General features: G+C 67.3%; 29 protein-coding genes. 5 read left to right on the forward strand and 24 right to left on the reverse strand.

The genetic code is table 11. The features are described from left to right. Position 1: 1 nt before the first annotated feature. The 24 genes from LC490_RS18700 to LC490_RS18815 all read right to left on the reverse strand — a co-directional run bounded on the left by LC490_RS18700 (position 2) and on the right by LC490_RS18815 (position 19576). Positions 2-2437 carry a hypothetical protein gene (locus LC490_RS18700; protein ID WP_223621171.1) on the reverse strand — a complete coding sequence of 812 codons (2436 nt, stop codon included), beginning with the start codon at positions 2435-2437 and terminating at the stop codon, positions 2-4. Next, the gene (locus LC490_RS18705) at positions 2427-4889 is read right to left on the reverse strand and encodes a hypothetical protein (protein WP_223621172.1); all 2463 of its coding nucleotides are present in this window, start codon (positions 4887-4889) and stop codon (positions 2427-2429) included. The genes LC490_RS18700 and LC490_RS18705 overlap by 11 nt, the downstream gene beginning before the upstream one ends. Then, positions 4886-6964 carry a hypothetical protein gene (locus LC490_RS18710; RefSeq protein WP_223621173.1) on the reverse strand — a complete coding sequence of 693 codons (2079 nt, stop codon included), beginning with the start codon at positions 6962-6964 and terminating at the stop codon, positions 4886-4888. The genes LC490_RS18705 and LC490_RS18710 overlap by 4 nt, the downstream gene beginning before the upstream one ends. Positions 6965-6973: 9 nt before the next feature. Then, positions 6974-7483, reverse strand: a complete 510-nt coding sequence (locus tag LC490_RS18715) for a hypothetical protein (protein ID WP_223621174.1) — start codon at positions 7481-7483, stop codon at positions 6974-6976. Continuing rightward, entirely contained in the window at positions 7476-7946 is a 471-nt protein-coding gene (locus LC490_RS18720) for a hypothetical protein (RefSeq protein ID WP_223621175.1), read from the reverse strand. Before LC490_RS18720 ends, LC490_RS18715 begins: the two co-directional genes overlap by 8 nt. Next, positions 7943-10120 (reverse strand): hypothetical protein, encoded by a 2178-nt coding sequence (locus LC490_RS18725; RefSeq protein WP_223621176.1) that lies wholly within the window; start codon positions 10118-10120, stop codon positions 7943-7945. The genes LC490_RS18720 and LC490_RS18725 overlap by 4 nt, the downstream gene beginning before the upstream one ends. Continuing rightward, the gene (locus LC490_RS18730; protein WP_223621177.1) at positions 10120-10698 is read right to left on the reverse strand and encodes a hypothetical protein; all 579 of its coding nucleotides are present in this window, start codon (positions 10696-10698) and stop codon (positions 10120-10122) included. The genes LC490_RS18725 and LC490_RS18730 overlap by 1 nt, the downstream gene beginning before the upstream one ends. A gap of 81 nt (positions 10699-10779) precedes the next feature. Beyond that, entirely contained in the window at positions 10780-11286 is a 507-nt protein-coding gene (locus tag LC490_RS18735; protein ID WP_223621178.1) for a hypothetical protein, read from the reverse strand. Positions 11287-11346: 60 nt separating this feature from the next. Beyond that, the gene (locus LC490_RS18740; RefSeq protein WP_223621179.1) at positions 11347-12213 is read right to left on the reverse strand and encodes a phage capsid protein; all 867 of its coding nucleotides are present in this window, start codon (positions 12211-12213) and stop codon (positions 11347-11349) included. 226 nt (positions 12214-12439) lie between these two features. Next, a complete protein-coding gene (locus tag LC490_RS18745) occupies positions 12440-13282 on the reverse strand; it encodes a hypothetical protein (protein ID WP_223621180.1) in 843 nt (280 codons plus the stop codon). Then, positions 13263-13502: a hypothetical protein gene (locus LC490_RS18750; protein ID WP_223621181.1), complete on the reverse strand. Its 240-nt coding sequence runs from the start codon at positions 13500-13502 to the stop codon at positions 13263-13265. Before LC490_RS18750 ends, LC490_RS18745 begins: the two co-directional genes overlap by 20 nt. Then, positions 13499-15136 (reverse strand): portal protein, encoded by a 1638-nt coding sequence (locus tag LC490_RS18755; protein ID WP_223621182.1) that lies wholly within the window; start codon positions 15134-15136, stop codon positions 13499-13501. The genes LC490_RS18750 and LC490_RS18755 overlap by 4 nt, the downstream gene beginning before the upstream one ends. Continuing rightward, positions 15136-15378 (reverse strand): hypothetical protein, encoded by a 243-nt coding sequence (locus LC490_RS18760; protein ID WP_223621183.1) that lies wholly within the window; start codon positions 15376-15378, stop codon positions 15136-15138. Before LC490_RS18760 ends, LC490_RS18755 begins: the two co-directional genes overlap by 1 nt. Before the next feature lie 5 nt (positions 15379-15383). After that, positions 15384-15608 carry a hypothetical protein gene (locus LC490_RS18765; RefSeq protein ID WP_223621184.1) on the reverse strand — a complete coding sequence of 75 codons (225 nt, stop codon included), beginning with the start codon at positions 15606-15608 and terminating at the stop codon, positions 15384-15386. 71 nt (positions 15609-15679) lie between these two features. Continuing rightward, positions 15680-15940, reverse strand: coding sequence for a hypothetical protein (locus LC490_RS18770; protein WP_223621185.1), 261 nt, complete (start codon positions 15938-15940; stop codon positions 15680-15682). Then, positions 15937-16392 (reverse strand): RusA family crossover junction endodeoxyribonuclease, encoded by a 456-nt coding sequence (locus LC490_RS18775; protein ID WP_223621186.1) that lies wholly within the window; start codon positions 16390-16392, stop codon positions 15937-15939. The genes LC490_RS18770 and LC490_RS18775 overlap by 4 nt, the downstream gene beginning before the upstream one ends. After that, the gene (locus tag LC490_RS18780) at positions 16389-16637 is read right to left on the reverse strand and encodes a hypothetical protein (RefSeq protein WP_223621187.1); all 249 of its coding nucleotides are present in this window, start codon (positions 16635-16637) and stop codon (positions 16389-16391) included. The genes LC490_RS18775 and LC490_RS18780 overlap by 4 nt, the downstream gene beginning before the upstream one ends. After that, entirely contained in the window at positions 16634-16957 is a 324-nt protein-coding gene (locus LC490_RS18785) for a hypothetical protein (RefSeq protein ID WP_223621188.1), read from the reverse strand. The genes LC490_RS18780 and LC490_RS18785 overlap by 4 nt, the downstream gene beginning before the upstream one ends. After that, positions 16954-17136, reverse strand: a complete 183-nt coding sequence (locus LC490_RS18790; protein ID WP_223621189.1) for a hypothetical protein — start codon at positions 17134-17136, stop codon at positions 16954-16956. The genes LC490_RS18785 and LC490_RS18790 overlap by 4 nt, the downstream gene beginning before the upstream one ends. Next, positions 17133-17666 (reverse strand): hypothetical protein, encoded by a 534-nt coding sequence (locus LC490_RS18795; RefSeq protein ID WP_223621190.1) that lies wholly within the window; start codon positions 17664-17666, stop codon positions 17133-17135. Before LC490_RS18795 ends, LC490_RS18790 begins: the two co-directional genes overlap by 4 nt. Before the next feature lie 16 nt (positions 17667-17682). Further along, positions 17683-18747 (reverse strand): DUF1376 domain-containing protein, encoded by a 1065-nt coding sequence (locus LC490_RS18800; protein ID WP_223621191.1) that lies wholly within the window; start codon positions 18745-18747, stop codon positions 17683-17685. Continuing rightward, positions 18744-18923 (reverse strand): hypothetical protein, encoded by a 180-nt coding sequence (locus LC490_RS18805; RefSeq protein ID WP_223621192.1) that lies wholly within the window; start codon positions 18921-18923, stop codon positions 18744-18746. Before LC490_RS18805 ends, LC490_RS18800 begins: the two co-directional genes overlap by 4 nt. Further along, a complete protein-coding gene (locus LC490_RS18810; RefSeq protein ID WP_223621193.1) occupies positions 18923-19282 on the reverse strand; it encodes a hypothetical protein in 360 nt (119 codons plus the stop codon). Before LC490_RS18810 ends, LC490_RS18805 begins: the two co-directional genes overlap by 1 nt. Positions 19283-19354: 72 nt before the next feature. After that, positions 19355-19576 (reverse strand): hypothetical protein, encoded by a 222-nt coding sequence (locus LC490_RS18815; RefSeq protein WP_223621194.1) that lies wholly within the window; start codon positions 19574-19576, stop codon positions 19355-19357. Between the two features lie 73 nt (positions 19577-19649). On the opposite strand from LC490_RS18815, the gene LC490_RS18820 reads away from it, so the two are divergent. The 5 genes from LC490_RS18820 to LC490_RS18840 all read left to right on the forward strand — a co-directional run bounded on the left by LC490_RS18820 (position 19650) and on the right by LC490_RS18840 (position 21615). After that, positions 19650-20201: a helix-turn-helix transcriptional regulator gene (locus LC490_RS18820; RefSeq protein ID WP_223621195.1), complete on the forward strand. Its 552-nt coding sequence runs from the start codon at positions 19650-19652 to the stop codon at positions 20199-20201. 294 nt (positions 20202-20495) lie between these two features. Continuing rightward, positions 20496-20702, forward strand: a complete 207-nt coding sequence (locus LC490_RS18825; protein WP_223621196.1) for a hypothetical protein — start codon at positions 20496-20498, stop codon at positions 20700-20702. 9 nt (positions 20703-20711) lie between these two features. Next, a complete protein-coding gene (locus LC490_RS18830) occupies positions 20712-21080 on the forward strand; it encodes a hypothetical protein (protein ID WP_223621197.1) in 369 nt (122 codons plus the stop codon). A 3-nt stretch (positions 21081-21083) separates the two neighbouring features. Beyond that, positions 21084-21356 (forward strand): hypothetical protein, encoded by a 273-nt coding sequence (locus LC490_RS18835; protein ID WP_223621198.1) that lies wholly within the window; start codon positions 21084-21086, stop codon positions 21354-21356. A 115-nt stretch (positions 21357-21471) separates the two neighbouring features. Further along, positions 21472-21615 carry a hypothetical protein gene (locus LC490_RS18840; RefSeq protein WP_223621199.1) on the forward strand — a complete coding sequence of 48 codons (144 nt, stop codon included), beginning with the start codon at positions 21472-21474 and terminating at the stop codon, positions 21613-21615. The last annotated feature ends 65 nt before the right edge of the window (positions 21616-21680 follow it).

The raw sequence follows: 21680 nt of genomic DNA on the forward strand, positions 1-21680 counted from the left end.
GTCAGCTCCCGTCGCTTCCGACATCGGGCGCTCGATCGGGCAGCGTCTCGCCCGGCGCCCACCAGAAATCCTGCCCCCACTCCTTGCGCGAGCGCTTTCGCATCCGCCGCAAGTAGCCGGGGCTCACCTGCTCCTGCAGGTCGTGCAAAACCATGTGGTCGACCGCGGCGCGTAGGTACCAGAGGTTGACCAGGGGCGTGTTGCCGCGCGCGAAGCGCACTGCATCGGCGCCGACGTCGGTCTTCTTCCCTTCTGCCGCCCGGTACGCGTTGCCGAGCGTCAGGTCGGCGAAGTCCATCGCGGTGCCGAAAACCGGCCCGGCCAGGCTTGTCCAGTTGGCTTGCCCGCCGCGCGCGTTGCCACCCATGCCGGTGTAAAGGATGTCGCCGAAGATACCGGCGCCGCCGCCCTGCAGGAATGCCGCGGTCCAGAACTTCGAGGTTGTCGGATCACGCGGATCCTTGCCGGCGGCCAGGTCCTTCAGCGACATTGCGATCGCGCCGAAGGCGGTCAGCGCGGTCAGCATGCTCACGCTGTAGGCCGTCTTGCCCTGCGTGGTCGGGATGTTCTCCAGGCGGCGCAGGTGCTTGAACACGATGCTCAGCGGGAACGACTTGAACAGCATCACCGAGCGCAGCACCTCGCCGCCCCAGGTGCCGGCGCGCGTGCCCTGCTGCACCATGGCCCGGGTCATGACGTCCGGCGCAAGGACCGCGGTACGCGCTTCCTGATCGATGTAGCCGAGCAGACGGGCGGTGGCTCGATTCCGGTCGGCTTCGGAGACATCGGCGACGCTGCGGATGCCGTCCTTCGTCAGCAGCTTCGACTCGCCAACGTCGGTCGCGGCAGCCTTCTGCCAGATCATCCAGTCGCCTTCGGTAACGCCAGCAGCCTCGAACCGGCGCTTGCTGGCCTCGTCGAGCGCAGACCAAGCTGTGTGCCGCTGGCGTTCCAGAGAGCCGGACAGCGTCAGCGAGAAACCGCGGCGCAACGAGTTCGTCCAGCCCTCGACGAGGGTCAAGCGCATCGTGGTGTTCGCGAGCTTCGCGGTCCAGCCCTGGGCGAGATTGTCCTGGTGCCAACGCGCCATTTCGCCGGCAATCTCGTCGACACCGAGGGCAAGCTCGTGTGCGATCGCCTGCTTCTTCCCGCCGAGACCGGAGAATGGGCTGGCCAAGGCCTTGCCGAGCGGCACACCGGACGATTTCGCGACGATCCACTGAAGCGGCACGTCGGTGATTGCCGAGAGCATGACGCCTTGCAGCTTGGCCGCCGTGGTGAAGTTGCGCACGCCCTGGAAGAACTGGGCCAGGCCGGCGCTCACCGGCTGCGCGGTCGTCCCATTGAGCGTGTCCCAGACCATGTCGGTCGTTGCGAACTGCTCGTGCACGCCGGCTGCGTCGTCCAGCTTCTGCGCCGTGTCTTTGAGTAGCCGATACGTGCTGTTCGGGTTGGCGCCGAATTCCTCCATGAGGCCGATGGACTTCGCCATCTGGCCGACGTGGCCATGGATCGCCGACATCATCGAGCCGCGGCCGTACTGGCCGAGGTAGTCGAGGTAGCTGTCGGCGTCCTTGAAGTGAATCGCGCGGTGCTTGTCGTCGTGCGCAGAGGCGCGCGAGCCGCCGCCGGACTTGCCCGGCACCATCTGGTTGCGGCCTTCCGTGGCGATCGATTCCCAAGCCCCGCGCAGGACGTCGAGCAGTTCGTCGTCGCCCATGAGGTTGCCGTCGGCGGACACGTAACGGTCGCGGTCCAGGCGCGGCAGGATCTCGCGCGCCCAGGTCTCGGCGCCAGCGCGCGCCACGCGCCCGACGTCGTGCGGCTGCGGCAGATAGCCGTAGTCGAGTTTGCCGATGTCGGTACCGGCGGCGTTGCTACGTTCGCGCATTCCTTCGAGGGCGTCGGTGTAGGCCTTGGCGGCCTTGCCCATTTCCGGGGTATCGGCGACGCCGTCCATCACCGCGCGCGCGAAACTGCGCACCGCAGCTGGGTCGTCGATCAGGCCGAGGAACTTCGGCGATACCGCATGAACCGCGTCGATCAGGTTCGACAGGGCCTCGTTGCGCACGCCGGCGACGTAGTCGTCGATCTGGCGAAAGCGCTCGAACAGCGCGGCATGGTGGGGATTCTTCACGCCGCGGGCGGCCAGGGTCTTCGCGCGCGCCGACATCCGGTCGGTTTCTCGGACCTGGGCCAGCAGGTTCGACGCGCGGCGCTGGGCCTGCTTGTCGGCGGCTTCGAGCGCGGCGCGCTGGGCCATTTCGGCGGCGGCCTGAAGGCGCTGCTGCCCAGTCATCGCCTGCCACTGAGCGCGGTCGCTCCGCGCCAGCTCGCGCATCTGTGACAACAGGCCGCCCTCGAACTGCTCGACCTCGGCCTTCGTGGGGGTGCGGCCAATGGCCGCGGCTACTTCGAGAACGCACTCAGGCCGCATCGCCGCCCCTCCGCAGGAAACAGTTGACCGCAGCTGGGAAGGCCTCGGCATCGTTGGCGGCCTTCTGTCGCTCGGCCTCGATCTCGGCCAGCACCTCGGACATCGGGCGGTAGCGCGGGTTGCCATCGGCGTCGAAGCCGTCCAGCACCGCGGCGTTCGGCGCCTCGGCCGCGACCTCGTAGGCGGATTGCAGCGAACTCTCGGCCGTCGTCGACGAACGGTCGGCCATCACGTCCTGTAGCAGCGACTCGACGCCGGCGCGGTCCATAACCTGGCCGCTGCGCGCGGCGACCGGGGCGCTGCCTTCGGGGATCTTGGCGGCGCTGCGGGTGTCGGCCACCCGGTAGCCCTCGGGTACCCGCTCGACCTGCAGACCGCCGACGTCCGCCGCCCGGCCTGGCTCTGCGTCCAGCTTGTCCAGGGTCGCGCGCGCGCGCTCGATGGTCCGGGCATCGGCCCCGCGGCCACGGCTGGCGCGCGGCTGGGACACCGGCTCGCGCAGGCTGCGGGCGAAGTCGATGAAGGCCGCATCCCGGTCGGGTAGCTTCTCCAGGCGGCCACGCAGGTTCTCGGCGGCGCGCTGATAGCCGGCGGCGGCGCGGTCGCCTTCGAGCGCCAGCTTGATCTCGGCGCGGCGCTGGTCGACGAACTTGATTTCGGCCTGCGTCAGGCGCGAGCCCGGCGCCGGCAGAGTGCCGGTGGCCTGCTGCTGCTCCTGATCGCGGAGCACCGCGACCAGGTCGGCATCTTCCTCACGCAGCGCGGCGAACTCCTCGCGGCTGAGGCGGCCGGTGCCGGCGCGTTCGTCCAGCGCGGCCAGGCGCGTGTCGACGATCTGGCTTGCCTCCAGCGCGGTCAGCGGCGGCAACTCGGGCAGCGGCTGGTCCGCGACCATCGGATCGGCGGCGCGCGGCACTTCAGCCACCTCGACGCCGGCCTTGCGCGCGCGCTCGTCCCAACTGGCGATCGCTTCCGCCTTGGTCTTGCCGCGCAGGTACTCGTTCGCCTTCAACTGCTGGGCAGTCAGGATGTCGGCCATCGCGGTGTCGCCGGCGGCCTTGGCGAACTTCACACCTTTGCTCGCGCCGAAGTGGTGCGCGGCGTAGAGGGTGTGATGGGTGACCTCTTGCCCGGCCGCCTTGAGCGCGGCGGTGTTCTCTGCGTCCAAGGCCAGCGCCATTTCGCCCGACTTGGCCGGGTCGATCCGCGCGGCGAGCAGTTGCTCATCCGTCAGCCCCTCGGCCCACGCCGGCTTAGCCTTGGCCACCGTCTTGCGCCAGGTGTCGGAGGTGAACTGGTCCGCGCCGGTCGCGCTGCTCTCCGGGTTGCGCGCGTTCGGGTTCCCGCCGGATTCGAGCGCGCGGCGGTAATCGACGTAGGAAGCGCCAGGAGCGGCACTAGCCGCGACCGCTCCCGTTGTAGCGCCGGTGAGCTGCGCGGCGAACTCAGGGCGAAGCGTGAAGTCCTCCGCACGAATCTGAGCCGAGACATCGACCCGGTCGCCGGCGAGGACCTGTGCCATCGCCTCATCGAGGGCATTTCGGTGCGCGCGCTCAACACCGGCCGAAACGGGCTGACCCGGCAAGCTGCGCCGGGCCTGGTGGTCCTGGTTGTTCGCGACCAGTACCGCGTCGCGCTGACTGGGTGATAGAACCTTCGGCGCGTCGATGTGGGCCTTCCACCCGAAGGCCGCCCCCATCAGCAGGTCCAGGCCACGGGCATACGGGTCGGCCACGTCGAAGGACTTCGAAGCCTGCTCGTAGCCGCCGGCTTCCAGTACCTCGGATGAGGCTTTGTCGGCGGCGGCGCCCATAGCGAGGTTCGCGCCGCCGCCGCTCAACACCCGGGCAGTCAGCGTCGATCCGAACGCCGCCGGGATGCGCATGCCGATGGCATTCACAGCGAAGTTCACCCCGCCGACCGCGGCGGCCGTTTCCGCGTCGACGCCTTGGCGGACCAGGTCGGTGGAGGGATCGAGCGCCGAGGAGCCGAGGAACACCGACGGCATGCCGATCATCTGGGGGATCGCGCCAGCGACGCTCGTGCCCATGTTCAGCGCTTTCGCCGCGGTGCCCATCGTCTGCGCGTCGGCCGTCCAAGCGTCGACCGCGTTCGAGCCGACGTCGTCGACCACGTTGCTGAAGTAGGCGTCCTGGGCGGCGGTCGTCGGCGCGGTCGCGCTCGGCCGATGGAATGGGTTGCGGAACACCTCGGCCACGTCGGCGATGTCCGAGCCGATCTGCGACGCTTCGTCGACAGCCTGGGCGAACGGTGCAGCGGCCATGAGTAGCGCGCGGCCGGCGCCAGCTGACGGCCTCAGCAGACCTTTGACCGCCTCGGCCGAGCCCGCCCATGCGGTCGGCGGCAGCTTCGACGGGTCGAACGGATTGAGCCGGGCCTGCTCGTCGAGTGCCTGCGCGCCCTCGGTGTCGAGGTCGAAGATCCCGCTCATTTCGAGACCTTCAGCTGGAGCGGCTGGCCGTCTTTGCCGGTGAGGAACTGGCCGCCGGCGCCGACGAGGTAGTAGGCGTTGTTGCCGCGCTGCATCAGGGTGTAGTCGTCGAAGTCGGTAGACGCACCGGCCGGCAGTGCCTTCGCGGTCTCGGCCCAGGACAGCTCCAGCTTGTCGACGAAGGTGTCCTCGTCCATCCCCCAGGGGGCGAACACGTCGGCGCCGTTCACGTCGACCGGTTCGCCAAGCACCGCGCGGACCGCCTCGCGCATGCGCTTCGAGTCCAGCTCGCCGGACAGGTCTCCGTCCTTCGCCGCCTTGCCAGCGTAGTAGGCGCGGACCGCCTGCGATGCCGCGTCGGCGGCGCCAGGCCGGCCCCGGAACGCAGCGCCGACGGCGACCTCGAACTCGGCGGCCATGTCCTTCGGCGTCGGCATCGGGAACGCAGCCCCCTTCCCATCCGCTGCCTTATCGCCCTTGGACTTGTTGAGCAGCGCCTCACCTTCGAGCAGGGTCTGGGCGATGTCGCCGCTGCTGGCTTTGACGGCGCCGCTGAAGATGCCGCCCGGCTCCAGCGTGGTCGACCGCTGCTCGGCGTAGACCATGCCGGCAAAGGCCCGCACCGGCGAGTCCGGCGCGATCTGCTGCATCGCCGCGCTGTAGGCAGCCGGGTCGGCGATGGCCTGGGACAGCGTGCCGAACAGGCGCGTCGCCATCACCGGCGTGGCCTTGGTCAGCCAGGCCGACAGCGAGGCGGCCTCCGCCGGGAGCAACGGCGCGTTGCCGGTCTCCGGGCCGAACTGCTTGCGCACTGCCGCGAGCGTCGTCATGCGCTCGGCGATCTGCGTGCGCAGCGCCTGCGCGTCGCCGCTGGCGAGGGCCTGGATGTCGAGCTGCGGTACGGCCTGCCCGGTGCGGTTGGCGAAGAACTCCAAGGGCGAGTCCTTGAGCTGCCGCAGATTGGTCTCGACCGCGGTGGTCAGGCGCTTGAGGTTGCCCTGCTGGGCCATGGTCGCGCCCTGCTGGCGCTGGCGCACCTCGAGCTGCTGCAGGTAGGCGCGCTGGGCGGTCGGTGGCTGGTTGAGCACTGCCTGCACCTCGGCCTCGCCCTTGAGCATGTCCTGGAACTCGGCCTCGTACTGCGTGCCCTTCACCGCCTCAGCCCACTGCGCCATAGTTTCGAGCGGCGCCTGCACGCCCGAGGAGGCCTGGGCCTGGAACTGGGTCACCGCGCGCAGAGCTATCGCGTCACGACGGTCGGCCTGGTGCTGGGCCTTCGCCTCGATCCGCGTCATCGAGGTGTCGACCTGCGACAGGATCGCGTTGCGCTTGTCGGTGTCGAGCTTGCCTGTGTAGTACCCGTCCTCGGCGGTGAGGTCGTGCTTGAGTTGGGCCAGCGCCTCCATGCTGTCGCGCGCGCCGATGGCACGCCCGATGGCCTGGTTCGTCCAGTTGCGGTCCTTGAAGGCCTGGATCTTCGCCTGCACGGCGCTGCTCTCGACACCCGCCTGACGCGCGATCGGCGCGAACGCCTCGGCCTGGGCGTTGATCTTCTCGATGTCGGCCCCGGTCGCGCCGGCCAGCTTGCCCAGAGAGTCGAGAGCGGTATCGAACTGGCCGCGGAACTCGGTTCGGCGCGCGCTCTCGGCAACGTTGCGGATGGCGGACGCGCCACCGGCCTTATTGCGGGTGAACCCGCCCTGCATACGCTCGACGTCGGCCGGGCCGAGGCCGGCAATCTTGGGCGTCTCGATCTCGTCGAACGCGGTCTTCGCCTCGACCTCGGCCTGCCGCCAATCCAGGTCACCGCTGCTGATGCGCTGTTGGAGGTCCTCGGCGCGCTGCTTCACCTGCAGTTCGTGGTCCAGCAACGCATTCGAGGCCTTGGCGCGGGCCAGGGCCTCGTTGTCATCCAACTGCTGCTGCGCGATCTGGCCGATGGTGCCGGCGACCTGCTGCAGGCCGGCCACGCCCATGCCGGGGTTCGGCACGCTCGGGTTGAACTGGCTGGGCCGATCCGGCCCGCGCTGGCCGAACGTCGATTGCGTGCCGCCGATATGCGGGATGCGCGCCATGGTGGGTCCTCAGATGGTGCCGGGGCCGAAACGAGTCTGCGGCGTGGGGCTGCCGGCGCGCTTCCAGCCGGAATAGGTCGATGCGCCGGTCTGCAGGAGCTGGGCGAAGGCGCTGCTCTTGCCCGCGCTCTTTGCCATCTTCCCGCCCTCGCGCGTGAGCTGGCCCTGCGCGTTAAGACGCGTGGCGCGGTCGCGGCCGCCGATCAGGGCGAAGTACGCGTCCTCTTCGGCGCCGCGGTAGATCTCGCGATTGATCGCGAGGGAGCCGGCCGAGCCAAGCTGCTGGCCGCTGGCCGCGATGGCTACGTTGGCCTCCGCTGCCGCTTGCCGGCCGCGCTTGCGGATGCGGTCGGATTCGACCTGCGCCGCGCCGGCCTCGGCCTTCGCATCGGCCTCGGTCTGCGCCGCCTGGTAGTCGGCGATCTTCGCCTGGTTCTTCCCGCCCTCGTACGCGGTGTAGGCGCTGTAGGCGCCCACGACCGCGGTGACGGCCAGGGCAATTGTGGTCGGCTCACACATGGCGGGCATTCCCCTTCCAAAACACGAACATTTCCCCGTTGGGGCCCACCGGGCGCGCCCGGTCGATGGTGAAGCCGAGCCATTCGAGCCAGCGGATCGAGAGCGCGTTGTCGCGGTGGACCTCGTTGGTCAGCACCAGGAACTTTTGCTGCATCAGGCGGACCTCGCCGCGGCAGCGTTCGATGAACTCGCGGCGGACCTTGCGCAGGTCGTCGGTGGCCAGCAGCCAGGGCGAGCCGATCAGCGGGTCGGCCGTCGGCGCCACGCCGTAAGCGATCGAGGCGACGCCGTCGACCTCGGCAACGATGGACCAGCGCGAAGACAGCACGCTGTCGTGCAGCACCTCGGCAACAGCGCGGCCCGGCGCGGTAACGGCAAGCTCGACGCGGTCGGCCGCACGCAGGCGTTCGGCGATGTAATCCAGGCGCGCCGGCGTCGGCGGGTGGAAGGTCAGCGCGCTCACAGGTTGGCCTCGAACTCGCGGATGACCGCGAGCAGATGGAACGGCTCCGGCCGCGGCTGGGTGATCGTGATGTCGGACGTGCCCCGCTCCCAGCCCAGCAACTCGACGCCCTTCGGGCCGGTGTACGGCTCCGGCGGGACATCGAGGACGTTCGCGCCGTAGTTGCGGAACGGGACATCGCGGCCATTGACCCGGGCGCCGATGGTCTCGCTGACCAGCAGGGTCACCTTGTTGGTGCGCATCTGCAGGCCCTGCGAGCTGCCCGACGGCGACGCCACCTCGGGGGTCATCAGCTCGACCTCGGGCACGAACGGCAGGCCGACGTCGACGCTGTTGGCGTCTCGGCCGAGGGAGATCGAGCCACCGACCACAACCTTGTCGGCCTGGGTGATCCCATCGGCCCGCACGACGACCGTCTTGCCCTCCAGGTGATCCAGCCCCGACAGGGTGTCGAACGGCGTCGGGTCGGTCACCCGCAGCGCGCAGTCCATGTACAGGTCCCAGGTGAAGATCTCGACGCTGCGCTGCTCGGCACCGTCGATGATGCGCTTCACCGTGGCCCAGACGACCTGCGTCTTGTTGTAGGGGATGACCGAGACGGACTCGATGAAGCCGTCGGTGTCGTGGCTCGTCCAGGCAACGACGTCGTTGTCGCGGTCGAGGGTGCAGACCGCGAACTGGCCGTTGGCCAGGACCGCGAACACGAAGCTCTCCGGGTCCGCCTGGTGGTCCATGTCGACCACGCCGCTTTCGGTGATGTGCTCGGCGAGTACCGCGATGTCCGGGGACGCGAACTGGTCGGTGTTGAAGCGGTCCGGCGACAGCGCCCGGATCTTGCGGCCGGACTGGTTGGCAAACAGCAGCTCGCTGCCCGCGCGCACCGGCGCCGCCTCGTTGCAGCCGAACGCCGTCTGCGGGTCCGCGTCGATGTTGCCCGGCTTGATACCGCCGTCGCCGGCCGCGCCGATCGTAAACTCGGCGCCATAGCTCAGGACGATGAGCTTGCGGATCGCGGCGAGGTGCCGGATTGGGTTGGCCTGGTCGGAGTCGACCCGGGTCTCGAAGGCGCTGTCGGCCTCGGTGCCGATCTCGAAGTCGTAGTAGTCCGCGAGCCGCGACATCCAAGCCGATTGGGGGAACCCAGGCGAACCCGCCGCCCAGAGCCGCTGCTGGATGATTGCGCCGGTGCGCGGGTAGCCGAACTCGGACCCCCACATGCTGCGGCACAGCGCCCAGGAATTCGGGATAGCCGCCACCGCCGAGCCCAGCTTCGTGCGGACCTCCGCGTTCGCTACCAAGGCGTTCGTGACGCCGGTGATGCGCACGAGGCCGCCGTCGATGACGACATGCTTGCCAGGGTCTGTGCCGCGCCAGGTATCGATGTCCGCGGTCAGGGTGATGATCGTGCCCACCGGGCCGTCCGCCGACGGCGTCACCGTCGACTGCGGACTGCCGGTGATCAGCCATTCGAACGAAGGCACAACGGTCGAGCGGAACGGATAGGTGATCGTGCCGACCACCACGGTCGAGCTGGTGAAGCCGGTGATCGTGGCGATGCCGCCGCCGGCCTCAATGTCGCGGCCGACGTCCGCTGCGACGAAGACGGGCACGGCGGCAGTGAAGGTCCGGCCGGCGCCCACCGTGGTCGCCGACAGCGTGAGCGTGGTGGTGAAGCGGTCCCCGACCTCGTCGAACGGTTCGGTCGTGAACGGCGCAGGGTGCACGCGCCAGTCGTCGTCGGCAAAGCGCTGAACGCGGTAGATGGGCCATTCCGGGTGGAACAGGAACATCGTGTCGCCGCGCTGGACGAAGTCAATCTCGTGAATCTGGGCGTCGTTGTAGGGCACGCCGATCTCCAGCGGGACGCCCGGGCTGCTCTCGATGCGCAGGCCAGCGGCCGTCCACACGCGGATCGCACCGTTGCTGAACTCCAACTGGTAGGCCTGGGTGACGCTGAAGATGTACGGGATCAGGCGGGAGCGAAAGTCGCTGTCCCGCACCAGTCCGGCGAACATCAGGCCCGGCCGGCGAACCGCGCCGCCGTGCACGAACACCATGCAGTTGCGCAGCTTCTTCGCACCGTTGTTGTAGCGCACCACCTCGACACGACCCACCATGCGCGGCGATAGCTCGCCGGCGGTGAAGTTGGTCTGGATGAGATTGACCTTGGCCATTAGAAGCGGGCCAGCAGGAACGGAGAGTCGCCGAACTCCTCGGGGGGCGAATCCTGGCCGTCGACGCCGCGTGCCTGCTGGAGGAGCCGCAGCAGCGCGCCCTCCATTTCGACCTTCTTGGCGCGGTCGTTGGTGACTGGAATAGCCAGGCGCGCGGCCATGGCGGTCGTCACCGCATCGACGAGCAGCGAATCCCAGGTCGCCGGGTTCTCGTTGCGGTAGATGTAGAGCAGTTCGAGCGACGACGAGTCGGCCAGGATGCGGCCGGACTCAGCTCGGAAGTCGATTCGACAGCCGCCTTCGCTTACGCCGAGCGTACGCAGCCAGTCGCCAGGGAGCAGGAATTGATAGGCCCAGTCGAACGCTGGGGTTTGGCTATCGGGGGACAGAACGACCCGCTTCGTCGCGCAGTTCCAAGGGTGCGCGCGCAAGGTCGCGTTCCTCACCTGCGGATACAAGTTCGCCGCCGCCAGTTCGCGGTCCGATGTAGCCTGATTCGGATCCTCCGAGAGCGAGTTGATCGGCTTGTCGCCGAGCATCAGCAGTGCGTTGGAGCAGATTTGTACCGCCGTAGACATCGGGCGCCCTCAATAGGAAACCGGGGGCACTCGGCCCCCGGAGTTGTTCCCGCGTGAGCAGCAGACCGCGGCGCTCACGCATCAGTTGCCGTCGAGGTACTGGAACTTGAGCGCGACGGTGCCGGCGGCAGTGGTGGCCGCGGTGAGAGTCGCGGTCAGGTCGTACCACTTGCCCGGGTCGCTGGTCAGGCCGAGGAGCTGCCACAGCGGTTGCTCGACCTTGACCAGGGTGATGACGCCGGACTCGTGGGTGACGTCGACGTTGACCTGGGCTGCGGCGATCGAGGCAGCCGAGGCGAACAGGTCGGCGTCGACGGCAGCGCCGCCGTTGGCTGCGGTTTCGCAGATGCCGATGTCGGCGGCACCGCTGGTGATCGCATCGCTCGACAGCAGCACACGAGACGGGCGCCAGCTCGAATGCACTCGGGCGAAGCGATACGTCGAGGCGATGCTGTCGCCGTTGAGGGCGGCGACGAAGCCGACGGCTTCCTTGATGCGGCCGCCCGCGATCTTGGTGGACGAAAAGGACTGGCTCGGCGCGGCGTCGGCATTCGTAACCGCGGTCGCCTTGGTGTTGACTACTGCCATGGTCTTGCCCTCCTGGGGCTATTGGCGAAGACAGCGCCCGGTTTCCCGGGCACTGAGCGGTTACGGTTCGTTGCAGGCGACTTCGACGACCTTCTCTTCCTCGACGCGGACCGCGCCGATGGATTCCTTGATGTAGACGCGGGCGTTGAACGACTTGCCCGGGTCGATGCCGACCTGAGTGACGATCTCCTGGCCGATGCCGAATACGACGCCGGTCTTCGCGTAGGCGTAGCCGTAGCGGGTGGTCGAGATCTTCGGCAGCAACTCGGACGGGACCCAGTTGAAGCCCATCCACTTACCTTTGAGCGTGCCCTCCTGGAGCATCTGCACCGCGAGGAAGTCCGCCGAGGTCAGCGTGGTATCGGACAGGACGTCCGACATCATTTGGGCGCTGTAGACGAAGGTCAGCTCCTGGCCGTTTTCTTCGTCCGCCTCGTTCTGGCGAAACATCTTCTTGGTCTGGATGATCTTGGCCTTCGTCAGGCCGGTGCCGCCGACCGCGATCTTCTGCGACGCCGGCAGGGCGATGTTGCCGCCGGTCTTCGAGCGAGCGGCCGCGCCCAGGCAGGTGATGATTTCCAGGTCCTGCGCGCGGTTCGCGGCCGAGACCATGGCCTTGAGGTAGTCGCTGGTCGGGTCGATCAACAGCCGCAGCTTGTCCTGCGAGTCGATCATGTCGCCGTCTTCGTAGTCGAACAGGTCGACGTAGCGGGTGCTGTGCGGCTGTTCGTTCAGCGGCGTGTCGCCGTGGCGGGTCGTGCGGCGCTGCATGCTGCGCTTGCCCAGGCGGTTGACCGACTTGGACTCGCCGACGATGCCGGACTCGACGCGAACCGTGCTGCGCAAGCGCGACTGCATCTGCTGCGCGACTTGGTTGAAGGTCGTCCCGAACTGCTGGACGAATGCTTCGGTGATTTGGTTGCTCATAAGAGGCTCCGGATTGGTTGCGATGTGGTCTGCAGTGCCGTTCCGGGGTGTCCTTGCGGGCCCGTTGTTCGCGCGGCGGCGCGGGCTGATTCGGGTATCTGGCTGCCACACCAGGCCGATGCGGCGCAGGTTGGGCGGGGCTGGGGGTCGGATTCCCGACCATTTCCGCGAGCACAAAAAAGCCCCGCACTGGGCGGGGCTATGCGCGCTGACGAGGCGTCGCGCTTTAAGGCGTCGGGTAGCGTTTCTGGAACAGGCCCTCGATCTGCTTGATGACCTTGCTGTGCTCGGGGTGCATGGCGTCCATGTAGGCCGGGCTGGCGTGCAGCGAAGCGAGCTGCGTGTCGAAGTCCGCCGCGCTCATCGGGTTCACCCGCACCGCCCGGTCTTCGGCAGTTTCACGGCCGACAGCGGCCAGGATCTTCGCGACGATCGGGTGATTCGGCAGCCCGCTGATCTCCTCGGCCGTGATGTCCGGCTCGTAGGCACGGATCGCCTTCATCGCCTGGGACATGTTCTCTTCGTACTCGCCGGCGCCCTTCCAGTGGTTGCCGACCATTTCGGCCTTGAAGGCCTCGGCGCTCAGCGCGGTGCTGTCGACCTGGGCCAAGGCGGCCGAGCTCGCGTACTGGCTCAGCACGTACTCGACCTGCTTGTTCGTGAGGCCGGCGCCGTGCGCGCCCTTGAGGAATTTCTGGTAGTCGGGGTCCTGCTTCAGGGCTTCCATGTCGAAGCCGTCGACCTTCGGGTCGTAGCTGTCGGCGTCCTTCGGCGGTGCTTCGCCGGTGCCGAGGCGCTTTTCGAGCGCGGCATGGCCGTCGAGCATCTTCGCGGTGCTGGCTTCGAGATCGAAGGTGCCGTCTTCCTTGGCGACCCGGTACTTCTCGGGGATTCGCTCATGGATCGGCGCCGGGGTCGCGGGAGGCGCGGCCGAGTCACCTTGCGCCGGCGGCGCGACTGCGGAAAACGCGCTGCCGCCGGTTGCCGCGTCTGCCGGTGCGCCAGGAGTGCCAGCAGCAGGGGGAGCAGCAGTACCGGCGCCAGCGCCGTCATTCGGGTTCGTGTCCATCGTCGTGGGCTCCGTTGGCCTGGTTGATCTTGCGAAGGATGAAGTTCACGACTTCGAGCCGTCCGGCCCGGAAGTCCGTCTCCCGCTGGGCTTCGAGCCCGCCCTTCACGTAGGGGTTGGTGCCGTATCGGGAGACCAGGTCTTCGAGGATGCGGACGCCGACGGGGTCGCCTTCGAAGACGCGCTGGTAGTCGATCGGTTCGAGCGGCTTCGAACTCATGCGGCGGCCGTTTCACCCATCTTCTTGCCGGCGGCGTCGGCCGCGGAGGTGGCGGCCTGCTGCAGCACAGCCTGCTGCTGGGCGGCCTGCGTGGCCTGCTCGCGGAGCTGGCGGACCTTGGCGATGATCTTGGAGGTCGGGACCGCGTCTTGCGGCACGCCCAGCAGCTCAGCGCGCTTGCGGGCAGCGACGTCGAAGTCGTAGTTGTCGAGGATGGCGATTGCCCGCTGCGGGTCGATCTGGGCCAGCGAGGCGGCGCTGTTGGCCAGCGAGACCTCGTAGCGGTCCATGGCCGAGACGTCTTCGAGCTTCTGCGCGCGCGCCATCGGCGAAACGTAGGTGACGAAGTAGTCGCGGTTCTGGAGGGATTCGGGCGGCGGGGTGAACACGCCAGCGCGGAAGGCCAGGCCGAAGCAACGCTCGATCATGGGCTGCAGCCACTCCGCCTGCAGGCGGCCGTAGACCGGCCCGAGCAGTTGGCGGATCAGGTTCACGCGGACGTGCACCTCGGTCGCCGTCATGGCCGGGCCGTCCTTCGGCTCCAACTGGTCGGACATCATCACCTTACGGATCGAGCGCTGAAGGTCGCCCTTGATCGAGAAGGTGACGTTGAAGTCGGCACCGGTCATCAGCGGCTTCATGCTGTCGACGCTGTTGGCGACGATGACCTTCTTCGGTCCGACCTTGACCGTGCGCGGATTGAGCACGCCGTCGTCCTCGGCGATCCACATGCCGGAGGTGGCCAGCGCCGCGGCGTCGAGCTCGTAGCGGACCAGCATGTTCAGGGTCTTGATGTCGGGCAGCGCGACCGCGATCGGGCCGATGCCGTAGGCGCTGTTCGCCTGAATCCGCTTCCAGCGCGGCGCGATGAACGGGCATTCGTGGAAGCCCGACTCGCGCACGGTGCGCTGCGTCGCGCACTCGACATGGCAGGAGGCGAACGAGAGGTTCTTGGCCAGGCGCTTGTCCTGCCGGTGGTTGAGTCCCGAGCGCGGGTAGATCGCCTGCAGGAACTCGACCAGCTCATCGGGGCGGTCGGCGGCGAGCTTGCGGACCTGCTCGCTGACGGCCTCGGCGCCGTAGTCGTTGACCGCCTGCTCGGCCGAGATCCGGAACGAGCGGTAGAGGGTGTCGGGACGGCCGTCAGCACGCGAGCTGGCGACATAGCACTCGCTCAGCGGGTAGCTGGTGAATACCAGCCCACCGCGCTCGGCGTCCTCGTCGATGAGCATCACGAACCAGCCGGCGCCGACCAGGTCGAGCGCAGCCTCGAAGCTCTCGGCGTCGTAGTTGCTGTTGTGGATGTTCTCCCAGAGCGTCTCGGCGGAGAGGTCCAGCCACTGGCGCTCCTCGTCCGTGTCGTGTCCGACCTCCATGCCGAACCAGCGCGAGTTCGAAGGCGTGACGCCCTGCTTCACGCTCGCGGCCAGCATGCGGTAGCTGTCGGGGCCGGTGCTGTCGGTGAGCAACGCCTGCTGCTGCTGGGCCTGCTCGCCGGTCATCGCCGAGCCCTGCCAGCCGTCCGCCCGGTACGGGTCGACGAACAGCATGCAATCGCGGTAGATGCGCTCGAGGGGCTCACGCTGCGACTTCAGCGAGCCCAGACGGCGGATCAGTGCGGCGGCCTCGGCCATCAGGTGCCGCCCAGGTTGTTCGACTTGCTGACGCCGGAGGCGGCCGAATAGGCCGAGTACGCGGGTCCGTTAACGACGCCGGCTTGGCCCACAGTGAACAGGCTGGAGCTGCGCAGCTTCTTGCGGCGCGCGGAGATTTCGAGGTTGGCCTCGCTCTGCGACTTCGCGTCCGCGGCGGCCTGCTCGGCCACCGGGTCACGCTGGACGACGGCCGGCACCTTCGGGGCCTTGGGCTTGCACACGGGGATCAGGCCTTCGCGCCGGTGCCGGTCTTCGGCGCCGGGCAGACCCAGCCCTGTTCCGGATCGAAACGGGGCTGCTCGATGGCGTGCGGATCGATGGTGCCCTCGACGGTCGCGGACTCGGCCGCCGCGGCGACACCGGTGGGCTCGGCCTGCACTTCGGCCTGATCGTCGACGGTGGCGGCGTTGGCGCCGGGGCGACGGACGGTGGCGGCGTTGGGACGGGACATGGGAGCTCCGAGGGTTGGTGATCGGTTGCGGCCGGAGTGTGTCGGCGGGCCCCGGTCGGTTTCCCGACCGTTTAGCCCGACCAGGCGTAGGGCATGCGGATCGGGACGTCTTCGCGGGCGTGTCCGGTCACCTCGACCCACAGCGCGATCAGGCGCTCGCCGTCGCTGTGCCGCGGCTCGTGATCGTCGGTCTTCCACCCGAGGATGCGGGTCTTCGGCACCTTCAGCCGACGAGCGACCGCTCGATTCCCCAACCCGCTGCGATTGAGGTCGGTCAGCACGCGGAACCAGTCGGTCCGTGGCTCGTTGCTGCGGCGGTAGACGGTGCTCATCCCGCCTGCGCGAACAGCTCCAGCGCGATCGGCTGACCGCGAAGGGGCTCGATGTCGACTTCGACGCGGGCTCCATGCTCGTCGGGTTCGCAGCGGATCAGCTCGATGCGGCGCAGTTGCTTGTCGTCGACCCAGGCGATGCCGTTCAGCGCGTCGCTGAGGACTTTCTCCGCGTTGCCCAGGTCGATGCAGCGCACGTCGTCGTCCCACGTGTCCGGCGCACGCTGTGCGCGCTTCGCCCAGTCCTGCGGCCGCTGCGGATACAGGCGGATCGTCACAGCGACGCGGCCGGTCAGCGGCTCTCGCACGCCCGCCGCGCGCGCCACTTTGCCGACCTCTGCCTTGAACACCTTCGCGTCCTTGGTCACGTAGGTCATCGCGCGGCCGCGGATGGCCGTCGTCGCCCAGTAGCGGTTCGCGCTGATCGGGTACGGCAGGGTCAGGGTGATCATGATTTACCGCCATCGATCACCTGCAGCCCCGGCTTGCTCTGCGGGCCAAAGAGCGCGAAGTGTGTAGGCCTGGTGCGAAACTCACACCGCACGACACCACCGGCCAGCGACTTGCCGATCGGAACGATGAACGCGAATAGCAGCGTTTCCTCAATCTCGCCCTCCATCATCCCGCGCTCCACTTCGTAGCGCAGTTCGTGGAGCAGCCGCTCGATGCGTTCCTTGCGATAGGTTGCGTCGCTCATCGCTTGCTCCTGGTGCCAAACGCGCGCGTGCGCGATGCCGGCGGATGGGTGAGCCCGCCTCGTTCCTGGCCATACCCCCGTGAAGGGGAATGCGAGGCGGGCTCGTTGAACAGGTGGTTGACGCTGGCGTGCTCGGGGCTGCTGCTGGGCAGCGTGATCGGGCCGAGGAAGGCGTCGACTTTTTCGACGCGTGCACCGAGGCGCCAGCGGTCTGACTTCGCATGCCAGCGGATGAGCTGCGGCTTCGAGCCTTCGGAGAGCGTCGTGGTGACGTACAGGCCTGGCTCGGTCGGCGTCGCCGGGGAGAAGGCCCAGTTCACAGGCTCAGCTCCCGGCGCGGCTGTGGCGCGCTGTAGGCGCGATGAGCGTGCGAGATCATCGACCAGGCCGTTGCGGCGGATACGCCCGCGTAGGTCGCGATCTCGTGCGCGTTGCAGCCAGCGACGAGCAGGTTGATCACGTCGTCGTCGGTGAGGTTCGGCCTCGGCTCGGTGGTCATACCCGCACCTCACGCAGCGCGGCTTCCTCGTTGAACTGCTCGCCCAGGACCTTGCGCATGTGCTCGATGCGCTCCTCGCGGGTCTTGGGGATGCCCTGCGGTTTCGGCTCGGGCTGGTGCTCGATCTCAGCGACGGGCTCGTCGAGGAACGCTTCGCCTCGCATGACGTGCTGAGCGGCGAGCTCGTAAGCTGCACGGCGCATCTTCTCCGCTTCCTTCGAGGTCGCGTGCCGATGCGAATAGCCGTCGATGTAGCGCCACACGAGGCGAGCGAACGGCGTGCGCTGAGCATTGAGCTTCGTCAGCAGCTCGCTGTTCACGAGCGAGAACGACGGGATGCCGAAGCACATGGCGCGGAAGCGCGGCGCGCTCGGCGGGAACTCGGCTGCTTCGAACTTCACCGCGTCGATGCCGGCGTTGAGCTGCGCACGAGTCAGCCCAGCGAGGTCTTCGTTCCAAGCGCGACCGGCGATGCCGTCAGGCGAGTCGCCGAACTGCGACGTCCAGGTGTGCCCGAAACGCGACGCCATGTGCGCCCAGATGTACTCAGCTCGGGACATCGCTGAACTCGACGTCGATCGTGTCGGCGTCGGTGCGGGCTCGCTGCTCGACAGCGTGCTGGATGTTCGCTGCGACACGGTCGGCAGCGCTGAGTCGACGAGCTGGCTGATGGGCTTCATGGGGGCTCCCGGTGATGGGCTTGGCGCCTTCGGCGAGCTGCCGGCGGCCGGTGCGGATCAGGTAGGCGGCGGGCTTGCCGCGCATGTCGGGCAGGTCGGCGAGCTCGACGAGGCGCTGGACGTCGCCGCCGGCCTGGACGTAGGCGACGAGGTCGGGGTTCGAGGCGGTGACGGCGATGCCAAGCTTGCGCAGGGCAATGGCGTGCGGCGCGGCCGGGTTCGGTGCGGCTGTGGGCTGGGAGTGCCCCTCGAACTGGCCGTAGTGCTCGATGGGGGGCTCGACCGAGACAGCCGCCGCAGGCGGGTGTGTGGTTAAACCATCAGCTCTTGATAGATCCCTTCCCTTCCCTTCCCTTCCCTTGGATGCCGTTTCCCCGGGGACAGAATCGGGACACGCCCCCTGTGTCCCTGGGGACTCGGCTTCGTTGTCCCTGGGGACAGGTCCGGGGACAGAATCGGGACGCCACTGCTCAGAGCCGGTCGCGTTGAAGTGGTCTTCCCACTGCTCGAAGGTCGGGTATACAGCGGCAAGATCGTTACGCTGCGCGGCTTTCTTGATCCGAGCGCACTCGGTACGCCACCGCTGTTGCAGGCGTTGGGCCCAGGCTTCGAGGGCTTTTTCGGCGACTGTCGGGTGGTAAAGACGGCCGTCGGCGCACAATTCCCAGCCGTAAAGCGCTTCGGCCTTGTGCTTGCGCCATTCTTTGATCGAGCGACCAAAACCGGCGTACTGCGACAACAAACGGTCGTCATCCGGGAGCGAAGCCGCAGGAAGTTGGTGCCAGGCCGCACACCAGAGGAGCACCGCGCACCGGAATCCTTCGCCGCTGGAAGTCGTGGCGAGCTCACTGTCGCGCAGGCGCACGACGTCCAGCGGCATGTACGGGAAGTCGCGCAGGTCGACGTTGCCTGGGACCAGGGGCTGGGTCACGAGGTGGCCTCCTCCCCTAACCGCGCGTCCTGGCGCGGCTCCTGCTGGCGTTGCCGAGCGTCCCGCTCGTTGAGGCGGCGCCGGTGCGCCTCGAGGTGCAGGCGCGCCATATCGGCGCCGGTGCGCTCCTGGGGCGTCAGGACGAAGTCGAGCTCGGGCAGGGTCTCGTAGCGCATCACGCGGCCCTCAGCAGGCCGGCCAAGTGCGAGACCTGGCAGGCGTCACGGCGATCGAGCGCGGCCTGCAGGTCCAGGAACTGGCGCAGGAGGTTGGACCCGGTAGCGGCGCAGAGGACGTCTACCAGCTTTCGCGGGATCGGCCGGCGGCCCGTCTGCAGGCGCGAGATATAGGCCTTCGACTTGCCCGTCACCGCGGCGATGTATTCGAGCTTGTGGTGCCCCGCCCTGATCGATACCGCCAAGGCCTGGGCCTCGGTTTCGATCAGGCGCAACACCCGGGCCGGCGCGTCCTTAGGCGCTGTATTTGCAGCACCAAACGCGAGCGGAAGTGACTTTTGGTTGCCATCGGTTGCCATCTGTTGCCTACCGTTGCCAAAGCGAAATGAGCGAAAAAATGGCCCGACCCCGTAGGAGCCGAGCCCGTGCTTTCAGCCTGTTTTTTGCCGCTCTGCCCCATCGAGCTCGACCAGCTCGTCGGTGCTGAAGATGTCCGGACGGCGCGCGCGCAGTTCCCACTGGCGACCCATCGGGATCGGCTTTTCGTCGGGCCACTTGTCGACGGCCTGGCGCGTGGTGTCGAAGAACCGAGCAAGCTCGGCGTCGGTATCCAGCCCGAGGGCGGACTTCACAGCGGTCTTGGTCATGTCCATGGCTGAGAAGTCCACCATGGTTGACCATGGCTTGTCAACGATAGCTGACGGGCGGTCGTCAACAATGCTTTACATGGAAACCATCGGCCACCGATTGAAGAACCGGCGCAAGGCGGCCGGCCTGACCCAGGGCGAACTCGGCGCCGCAGCGGGCGTCAGCAAGCAGGCGATCTCAGCCATCGAGAGCGGCGCCACCCAAAGCCCTGAGGCCAAGACGGTCGAGCCGATCGCTCGGCGCCTTGGGGTGAGCACCAGGTGGCTTCTGACTGGCCGTGGCGACCCAAACGAGACCGACGCACCATCCGCACAAGACGGAAGCCCGATTTCTCAGTCTCAGCGACTCACGATTCGTAGGGTCATGGACGCCGCCCAGGTCGTCGCTGATTTCAGACGCCGTCGGGGGGCGACGGTCGACCTGACCACCGAGGGCGATGCGGAGCTGTTCATGGCGGTGCTGGAGCAACTCGACCGGATCGAGGGCCAGCCCTCGACCAGCGACCAGATCGAACTCGGCGCGAAGATCGCGGAACTAGCCGCAGCGCGCGAGGCGAGGAATGGACGAGAAGCTAAAGGGCCAGTTGCTGGCCTCCCTGGAAAAACAGTTCGGAGAAAAGCAGCCGGCTAGACAGCCTCGGCTGTCGATCGTGGCGGCCGTGCCGGAGCCGGAACCCGAGCCACCCCCAGCGTTGGATTACATCAATCGACGCATGCACGAACGAATGATTTGGCAGTTGATGTATATGTACGCGGGCTGCGGTTTCCGCGAGATTTACAACGACGCTGTGCGCGGACGCGGGTGCTTGGCAAAACTCGGTGATTACGAGGTCGTCGAGCTGCACGAAAAAATGGATCGAGCGAGAGAGTGCTTGGCCGAAGGGATAAGTCTTCACGAAGCAGGACTGCTCAAGGAGAGTTCGTCATGGAGCGAGAATCCAAGTCGTCCGCCATAGGGGGTTTGATTTTGATTTGGGGCTACCAGTTGGCGTCAATTGCCACGCTGGTGTATTTGATGATTAGCGACTGGCCAAAGATCAATTGGTGGAACTGGGTGATCTTCTTTCCAGTGAACTTGTTTCTATCTGAGATATGGCCAATTTACTGGCTGCTACATTTCCTTTTTAACTGAGGCAGGCACATGGCTTTGCAGCTTCTCTTTCTGATGGCGCTGTCAAATGGCCAGGCAGCCCCTGCACGGGAACTCGATTTGAACGTACTGGCATCGGAATATGGCCAGTACTTCGCCTGTGTCCACGATGCAGCTGCGAAATTCGCCAGTGGCGTCGAATCAACTGCAACAGAAATAGCAACTGCCGCGTTGCACGAGTGCTCTAATCTAGGGAACTCTGCTCGATCGCGCGCACGGCAAAAGGTTATCGAGTTCAACCAGTCAAGCCTCCCGGCGCAAAGGGTTCCACTCAACTGGGTGGATGAGACTTACGAGTTGGTAATTCGCAAAGCCAGGGACGGGGCAGTTGCGGACGTCGTGAAGTTGCGCGCCAAATAGGCCATGGCCACAAAACGCGAGATCTTCGAGGCGATTGTTTTTCTCCCCGCGATGGCGGCCCTCGCCGCCCTCGCCTTCGTGGCGTTTGCCGCGATCATCTACTTCGGCTGGGGCGTCGTGTACGGCTGGCACTGGCTGCTCCGCGGCGTGCTCCACCTCCCCCGCATCGTGGCCCAGGCACTGACCGTGATCCTGTCGGCCTTCACCGTCTACGGCACCTTCTACTACGCCGGCCGGATCAACTGGCCGAGCTGGCGCCGCAAGCCCAAAGCCTGATCCGCCGCTAGTCGGCTGACCGTTCGTCGGCTCAAAGTCCACTTTGGTTGACTGCAGTATGTCCACCATGGTTGACTATAGGCGTCGCCCAAATCCGGGCCACGCGGAGCCAGCCATGAACCGTTACGAAGTGATCGACGTGAGGACGCAGAGCCGGGTCGGCCGCGTGTACACGACGCGGGATGGTGCCAACCGTGCGGCTGACCGTCTCGACCTGGCCTACGGCGCGGTGCGTTACGTCGTGCGGGCGGTGCGGTGATGTCTCCCCGCCTGGACCTCCTCGACCAGCTGCGCCGCCAGCGAGCGGACGCGCTGAGCCTGCGC

This window comes from Lysobacter sp. ESA13C, from assembly GCF_019970005.1.
Lineage (GTDB): Bacteria > Pseudomonadota > Gammaproteobacteria > Xanthomonadales > Xanthomonadaceae > Lysobacter > Lysobacter antibioticus_B.

What these genes read in the sequence shown, in the direction of transcription:
- LC490_RS18820 (WP_223621195.1), top strand. Translation starts at nt 19,650, where the DNA reads ATGGAAACCATCGGCCACCGATTGAAGAACCGGCGCAAGGCGGCCGGC.
- LC490_RS18740 (WP_223621179.1), bottom strand. Translation starts at nt 12,213, where the DNA reads ATGAGCAACCAAATCACCGAAGCATTCGTCCAGCAGTTCGGGACGACC.
- LC490_RS18825 (WP_223621196.1), top strand. Translation starts at nt 20,496, where the DNA reads ATGGAGCGAGAATCCAAGTCGTCCGCCATAGGGGGTTTGATTTTGATT.
- LC490_RS18775 (WP_223621186.1), bottom strand. Translation starts at nt 16,392, where the DNA reads ATGATCACCCTGACCCTGCCGTACCCGATCAGCGCGAACCGCTACTGG.
- LC490_RS18700 (WP_223621171.1), bottom strand. Translation starts at nt 2,437, where the DNA reads ATGCGGCCTGAGTGCGTTCTCGAAGTAGCCGCGGCCATTGGCCGCACC.
- LC490_RS18830 (WP_223621197.1), top strand. Translation starts at nt 20,712, where the DNA reads ATGGCTTTGCAGCTTCTCTTTCTGATGGCGCTGTCAAATGGCCAGGCA.
- LC490_RS18730 (WP_223621177.1), bottom strand. Translation starts at nt 10,698, where the DNA reads ATGTCTACGGCGGTACAAATCTGCTCCAACGCACTGCTGATGCTCGGC.
- LC490_RS18715 (WP_223621174.1), bottom strand. Translation starts at nt 7,483, where the DNA reads ATGTGTGAGCCGACCACAATTGCCCTGGCCGTCACCGCGGTCGTGGGC.
- LC490_RS18725 (WP_223621176.1), bottom strand. Translation starts at nt 10,120, where the DNA reads ATGGCCAAGGTCAATCTCATCCAGACCAACTTCACCGCCGGCGAGCTA.
- LC490_RS18770 (WP_223621185.1), bottom strand. Translation starts at nt 15,940, where the DNA reads ATGAGCACCGTCTACCGCCGCAGCAACGAGCCACGGACCGACTGGTTC.
- LC490_RS18710 (WP_223621173.1), bottom strand. Translation starts at nt 6,964, where the DNA reads ATGGCGCGCATCCCGCATATCGGCGGCACGCAATCGACGTTCGGCCAG.
- LC490_RS18750 (WP_223621181.1), bottom strand. Translation starts at nt 13,502, where the DNA reads ATGAGTTCGAAGCCGCTCGAACCGATCGACTACCAGCGCGTCTTCGAA.
- LC490_RS18705 (WP_223621172.1), bottom strand. Translation starts at nt 4,889, where the DNA reads ATGAGCGGGATCTTCGACCTCGACACCGAGGGCGCGCAGGCACTCGAC.
- LC490_RS18835 (WP_223621198.1), top strand. Translation starts at nt 21,084, where the DNA reads ATGGCCACAAAACGCGAGATCTTCGAGGCGATTGTTTTTCTCCCCGCG.
- LC490_RS18745 (WP_223621180.1), bottom strand. Translation starts at nt 13,282, where the DNA reads ATGGACACGAACCCGAATGACGGCGCTGGCGCCGGTACTGCTGCTCCC.
- LC490_RS18755 (WP_223621182.1), bottom strand. Translation starts at nt 15,136, where the DNA reads ATGGCCGAGGCCGCCGCACTGATCCGCCGTCTGGGCTCGCTGAAGTCG.
- LC490_RS18805 (WP_223621192.1), bottom strand. Translation starts at nt 18,923, where the DNA reads ATGCGCTACGAGACCCTGCCCGAGCTCGACTTCGTCCTGACGCCCCAG.
- LC490_RS18780 (WP_223621187.1), bottom strand. Translation starts at nt 16,637, where the DNA reads ATGAGCGACGCAACCTATCGCAAGGAACGCATCGAGCGGCTGCTCCAC.
- LC490_RS18735 (WP_223621178.1), bottom strand. Translation starts at nt 11,286, where the DNA reads ATGGCAGTAGTCAACACCAAGGCGACCGCGGTTACGAATGCCGACGCC.
- LC490_RS18810 (WP_223621193.1), bottom strand. Translation starts at nt 19,282, where the DNA reads ATGGCAACCGATGGCAACCAAAAGTCACTTCCGCTCGCGTTTGGTGCT.
- LC490_RS18765 (WP_223621184.1), bottom strand. Translation starts at nt 15,608, where the DNA reads ATGTCCCGTCCCAACGCCGCCACCGTCCGTCGCCCCGGCGCCAACGCC.
- LC490_RS18795 (WP_223621190.1), bottom strand. Translation starts at nt 17,666, where the DNA reads ATGGCGTCGCGTTTCGGGCACACCTGGACGTCGCAGTTCGGCGACTCG.
- LC490_RS18840 (WP_223621199.1), top strand. Translation starts at nt 21,472, where the DNA reads ATGAACCGTTACGAAGTGATCGACGTGAGGACGCAGAGCCGGGTCGGC.
- LC490_RS18815 (WP_223621194.1), bottom strand. Translation starts at nt 19,576, where the DNA reads ATGGACATGACCAAGACCGCTGTGAAGTCCGCCCTCGGGCTGGATACC.
- LC490_RS18790 (WP_223621189.1), bottom strand. Translation starts at nt 17,136, where the DNA reads ATGACCACCGAGCCGAGGCCGAACCTCACCGACGACGACGTGATCAAC.